Origin of the sequence: Aeromonas media (genome assembly GCF_000819985.1) — a bacterium.
GTDB lineage: Bacteria > Pseudomonadota > Gammaproteobacteria > Enterobacterales > Aeromonadaceae > Aeromonas > Aeromonas media.
Genome location: NZ_CDBZ01000117.1, coordinates 1 through 5,083, shown reverse-complemented (window position 1 = coordinate 5,083; position 5,083 = coordinate 1). Strand labels below are relative to the sequence as shown.

Sequence of the window (5,083 nt, the reverse complement as noted above, 5' to 3'; positions counted from 1 at the left end):
GCCGTGGGCCCCCCCCGCCGTCATCGAAGCGCTCACGGCGCGGGTGGCCCACGGCATCTTCGGCTATTCCCGCCCCTCCCCCCGGCTGATCGAACTCATCATCACCCGCATGCAGCAGCGCTATGGCTGGACTATCTCCCCGGAGTGGCTGGTCTTCCTGCCGGGGGTGGTGCCCGGTCTGAACCTCGCCTGCAAGGCCTGGAGCCAGCACGGCCGTGGCATCATTACCCCCAAGCCGGTCTATTACCCCTTCCTGCAGGCGCCGGGCTTCAACGATCGCCCCCTGCTGACCGTCCCTATGATTGAGGAAGCCGGGCGCTGGGTGCTGGATCTGGAGGAGCTGGAACGCCAGGCTCCCTCCGCCGACCTGCTGCTCTTGTGCAACCCGCACAATCCGGGGGGCACCGTCTTCACCCGCGAGGAGCTGCTCGCCATCGACGCCATCGCCGAGCGCCACAATCTGGTGATCTGCTCGGACGAGATCCACTGCGACCTGCTGCTGGACAAGGATGCCCGCCACATTCCCTACGGTGCCCTGAGCCCGTCGGCCGCCGAACGCAGCGCCGTCATGATGGCGCCGAGCAAGACCTTCAACATCGCGGGTCTGTGCTGCTCCTTCGCGGTAGTGCCCAATAGCCGCCTGCGCCTCAAGCTGCAGCAGGCGATGCGCGGCATCAGTGCCGACGTCAACCTGCTGGGCTTCGTGGCCGCCGAGGCCGCCTACGAGGGTGGTGAACAGTGGCTCAGCGAACAGCTCGACTATCTGAGGGCCAACCTGACACTGATCGAACAGGCGGTTGCCCGCTGGCCCGGCGTCAAGCTGGCAAAGAATCAGGCGACCTATCTCGCCTGGATCGATGTGAGCGGCCTCGAGCTGGATGACCCGGTCGCCTTCTTCGAGCAGGCGGGTGTCGGTCTCTCCCCGGGCGCCCAGTTTGGTGATGGCCAATGCGTGCGCCTCAACTTTGGCTGCACCCGGGCTCGCCTCACCGAAGCCTTGGCGCGCATGGAGAAAGCCATTCTTCAGCGCAGCATCTGACCAGGATCGCACGCTCCGGCAAGCCACCGGGCAAGGCTCAGGGAGACGCTGGCCCGCATGGAGGAGGTGATTCTCCAGGCACGCTACTGACGGCAAGGAGGGGGCTGCCGGTCTGCCCCCCCAGCCATGGACGGGAATGGCGAAAGCCATTCAGGTTCACATCTGATATAGATAAGATGTGACTCATGACGGGATGAGCCTGGTTCATCCCTTTTTTCAGCCATTGTTCCGGTTCCTTATGCACCCAAGACCCCTGCGCGCCCTGTCACGCCTGTTACACCTTGCCCAGCCCTGGCTGGCGGCCGTGCTGGCGCTGCCCCTGTCTGCCGCCCCCGCCTATGTCACCATAGGCACGGGGGCGCTCAACGGCGTTTACTACCCCACTGGGGGCGCCATCTGCCGCCTGCTCAACGACGACAGTGCCAGCCACGGGTTGCACTGCACGGTACAGAGCACCTCGGGTTCCATTGCCAACCTGGCCGCACTGGCCAAGGGCGACATCCAGCTGGCGCTGGTACAGTCGGATGTCTTGTTCCATGCGGCCCACGGCAGCGGCCCCTTCGCGGGTCAGGCCCCGAACGATCAGCTGCGCAGCCTGCTGCGGCTCCATAATGAATCCCTGACCCTGCTCGCCAGTGCCACCAGCAACATCACCACTCTGGCGGACATCGAAGGCAAGCGGGTCGATCTGGGCAGCCCCAACTCGGGAGACAGGCTCACCAGCCAGGCACTGCTCGAAGCCATGGGCTGGCGCCCAACCGACTTCACACTGCCTCCCGTGGCATCCCCCGGCAACCGGCTGGAGGGACTCTGCAACGGTACCCTGGATGCCGCCTTCCTGGTTGCCGGCCACCCCAATCAGGGGATCGGCGATCTGACCGGTCGCTGCCAGGCCCGCCTCATCCCCATCGAGGGGGAGCAGATAGACAAGCTGCTCAAGCAATACCCCTACTACCAACGCAGCCGCATCGGCGCCAATCTCTACCCGGGGCAGACCAGCTCCCTCGCCACCTTTGCCGTGACCGCCGAGCTGGTGGCTAAGGCCAGCCTGCCTGAAGATCAGGTGCGCACCCTGCGCGACGTGCTGAGCCGCCATCTCAAGCAGTTCACTCGCCTGCACCCGGCGCTTACCACCCTTACCCCCGAATCCATGCAAGCAGGGGACATACTCCCGCTGCACCCCGGCATGCTGGATGCCGTGCCGACCCTGTTGCCCGAGTCCCTCACCACCTCAGGGGCGCTCGCCACGGCGCCGTCGGCCCCCACCAGTGCGGCCACCCCGCTGGAAGGGGCTGAGGTGCTGCCGGAGCAACCCGCCGGCGCCACCCTGCCGGCCAGCTCGGATGCGGTGACGACCGGACAAGCCCCGGCGCTGACCACGCTACCGGTGCCGACGGAGGCTGATATAGCGCAGGGCAGCCAGCCGGATGCGGCCGGGATCGCCACCCCTTCGGCGGCAAAGAGCACCGAGCAAGCGACAACCGCCACACCCGTACCGGGCAGCCCAAGCGGCGCCTCGCCGGTCACCCGCGAGACGCCAGCCCCCGCCCAATGACGGGGAGAGCACAATGCAAGAGGCCACCCTGGGGTGGCCTCTTGTCATCTGACTGTTCAGCGAAGGGCACCGGGTTCACCCTTTGGGGGACAGTAACGAGTCCGGGCGCAGGATCTCCTCCTCCACCCAGTGCAGCAACTGCTTGATGGCCCGCGACAGCACCTGGTTCTGGCGCACCACATACCCCAGGCTGGTGCCGGGGAAGTCGGTCAGCCGGGTCACGGGAGCGGTGAGCTTGAGCCGCGGGTGGAGCGAGAAATCCGGCACTATGGCCACCCCGAACCCCGCCTCCGCCCAGTCGAGCTGGGCATCCACACTGCCCACCTCCATGATGCGGCAGCTCGGCAGCCCGAGCAGGGGCAAGGAGGGGTCGATCAGTGCCCGAGTGCGGGTGTCGTGCCCCAGCAGGATCAGGGTGGGTTCGTCGAGAGGATCGCTCTCCCCGGCTTTGGCTCGGGCCTGCCAGCGGGTGAGCCCCTGCCCCAGGGCACACCAGGTCACCTGCTGCAATTCGGTGTAGTAGAGCGGCTCGCTGCGCTTTTGCGCCATCACGAAGCCGAGATCCGCCTTGCCCGCCCTGACCAGATCCGCCGCCTGATCCGAGGTGGTGTTGAACAGGGTGAGATCGATGCCGGGAAAGGCCTGCTTGAAGCGCTGGAACGGCTGGATCAGCAGCAGGCGCGAGATGATGTCGCTGGCGGCGATGGCGAGCGTCCCCTGGCTCAACTGGCTGAGGGCGTTGAGATCGGACTGGCAGAGCTGCAGCTCGTTGATGGCACGCTCGGCACTTTGCAGCAGCCGCTCGCCAGCCTGAGTCAACCGAAACGGGCTGCGTTCAATCAACTTGACCCGGGTAGCCTGTTCCAGATTCTTGAGGTGCAGGCTGACGTTGGGCTGGGTCATGTGCAGCTCGGTGGCGGTCTGGCCGAAGTGCTGCAAACGGGCCAGGGTGACGAAGGTATTTAACCAGTGAATATCCAACATGAGGTAACTCTCACCCACGACTGGCGCGGGGTAGCGCGTCATGGCGGGGCTTTGCCGATAAATTGGCCATAATTATATGACTTACTTATCGGAATTATAAAGATAATTAATTTTTCTAATCCGCATAGGGCTCCTAGGATGGACGCCTAACGTCTTAGGAGAAAGAGTCATGTCGTCTATCGTAGTCGTAGGTGCTAACTGGGGTGATGAAGGCAAAGGCCGCATCGTCGATTATCTGGCAGGCCAGTCCGCCGCCAGCATCCGTTTCCAGGGCGGCAACAACGCCGGCCACACCGTGGTCAACGATCTTGGCACCTTCAAGCTGCACCAGTTGCCAAGCGGCGTCTTCAACCCGGATTGCCTGGTCGTGCTCGGCCCTGGCATGGTCATCAGCCCGGAGCCGCTGACCAAAGAACTGGCCGAAGTGAAGGCCGCCGGCGTGACTCCGAAACTCGCCATCTCTGACAGAGCCACCTTCTGCCTGCCGATCCACGCCCTGGAAGACACCCTGGAAGAAGTCCGTCTGGGTGATGGTGCCTATGGCTCCACCCGTCAGGGCATTGCCCCGGCTTACGGTGATCGGGTCATGAAAAAGGCGATCCTGGTGGGCTGGCTGAAACAGCCGGACGTGCTGGTCGAGCGCATCCAGTTCTTCCTCGACTGGAAACTGCCGCAGCTCAAAGCCCTCTACCCCAGCTTCGAATTCAAGCAGACTGCCCAGGAGATGGCCGACTGGCTGCTGGAAGTGTCCGCCCCCTGGATCGACGCCGTCTGCAACGTCAGCGAGCCGCTCAAGGCCATCCAGGCCCAGAACGGCACCCTGCTGTTCGAAGCCCAGCTGGGCGCCGGCCGTGACCTCATCTACGGTGAGTACCCCTGGGTGACCTCCTCCCACGTCTCCGGCGCCTACGCCGGTATCGGTGGCGGCCTGCCGGCCCTGCGCCCCGAGCGCGTGATTGCCGTGGCCAAGGCGTTCAGTACCTCGGTCGGTACCGGTACCCTGATCACCGCCATGGAGAACCAGGACGAGTTCCGCAAGTTCGCCAACGAGTTCGGCGCCACCACTGGCCGTCCCCGTGACATCGGTTACTTCGATGCGGTCGCCACCAAGCAGGGTCTGGAGATCCAGGCCGCCAACGAAATCGCCCTGACCAAGCTGGACTGCCTCTCCGGCATGCCGGATCTGAAGATCTGCGTGGCCTACGAAGGTGCCAACACCGAGAACCCGATCTGGCCGCAAACCGCCGGTCTGAAGCCGGTGTACGAGTCCATGGAAGCCTGGAGCGAAGACATCTCCCACATCCGCAAGTTCGAAGACTTGCCCAAGGCTGCCCAGCACTACGTGCTGCGCATCGAAGCCCTGCTGGGTGTGCCGGTGCCCATGGTCTCCGTCGGCCCGGGCCGCGAGCAGATGATACTGCGCTAAGCCGCCTGCTCTTCTGTCAGCACAATGTCAAAACCGGCCTCATGGAGGCCGGTTTTTTTATGGCTATGTCCCAATTACG

At 64.4% G+C, this 5,083-nt stretch carries 4 protein-coding genes; 3 read left to right on the top strand and 1 reads right to left on the bottom strand.

Going from position 1 to position 5,083, the window contains the following annotated elements; translation table 11 throughout:
• A partial coding sequence (locus tag BN1127_RS10210) for a MalY/PatB family protein (RefSeq protein WP_042649361.1) occupies window positions 1-1,039 on the top strand: 1,039 nt, incomplete at its 5' end.
• 238 nt (window positions 1,040-1,277) lie between these two features.
• On the top strand, window positions 1,278-2,594 hold the full coding sequence (locus BN1127_RS10205) for a TAXI family TRAP transporter solute-binding subunit (RefSeq protein ID WP_082030046.1): 1,317 nt from the start codon (window positions 1,278-1,280) through the stop codon (window positions 2,592-2,594).
• Between the two features lie 75 nt (window positions 2,595-2,669).
• Here the strand turns inward: BN1127_RS10205 and BN1127_RS10200 are convergent, their stop codons facing one another.
• A complete protein-coding gene (locus tag BN1127_RS10200; protein ID WP_042649359.1) occupies window positions 2,670-3,578 on the bottom strand; it encodes a LysR family transcriptional regulator in 909 nt (302 codons plus the stop codon).
• 169 nt (window positions 3,579-3,747) lie between these two features.
• Between BN1127_RS10200 and BN1127_RS10195 the strand changes: the two genes are divergently transcribed.
• Window positions 3,748-5,004, top strand: coding sequence for an adenylosuccinate synthetase (locus BN1127_RS10195; RefSeq protein ID WP_042649358.1), 1,257 nt, complete (start codon window positions 3,748-3,750; stop codon window positions 5,002-5,004).
• Window positions 5,005-5,083: the final 79 nt, after the last annotated feature.

Bases quoted from the DNA above. Each gene is read 5' to 3' on its own strand.
- BN1127_RS10195 (WP_042649358.1), top strand. From the start codon at position 3,748: ATGTCGTCTATCGTAGTCGTAGGTGCTAACTGGGGTGATGAAGGCAAA.
- BN1127_RS10205 (WP_082030046.1), top strand. From the start codon at position 1,278: ATGCACCCAAGACCCCTGCGCGCCCTGTCACGCCTGTTACACCTTGCC.
- BN1127_RS10200 (WP_042649359.1), bottom strand. From the start codon at position 3,578: ATGTTGGATATTCACTGGTTAAATACCTTCGTCACCCTGGCCCGTTTG.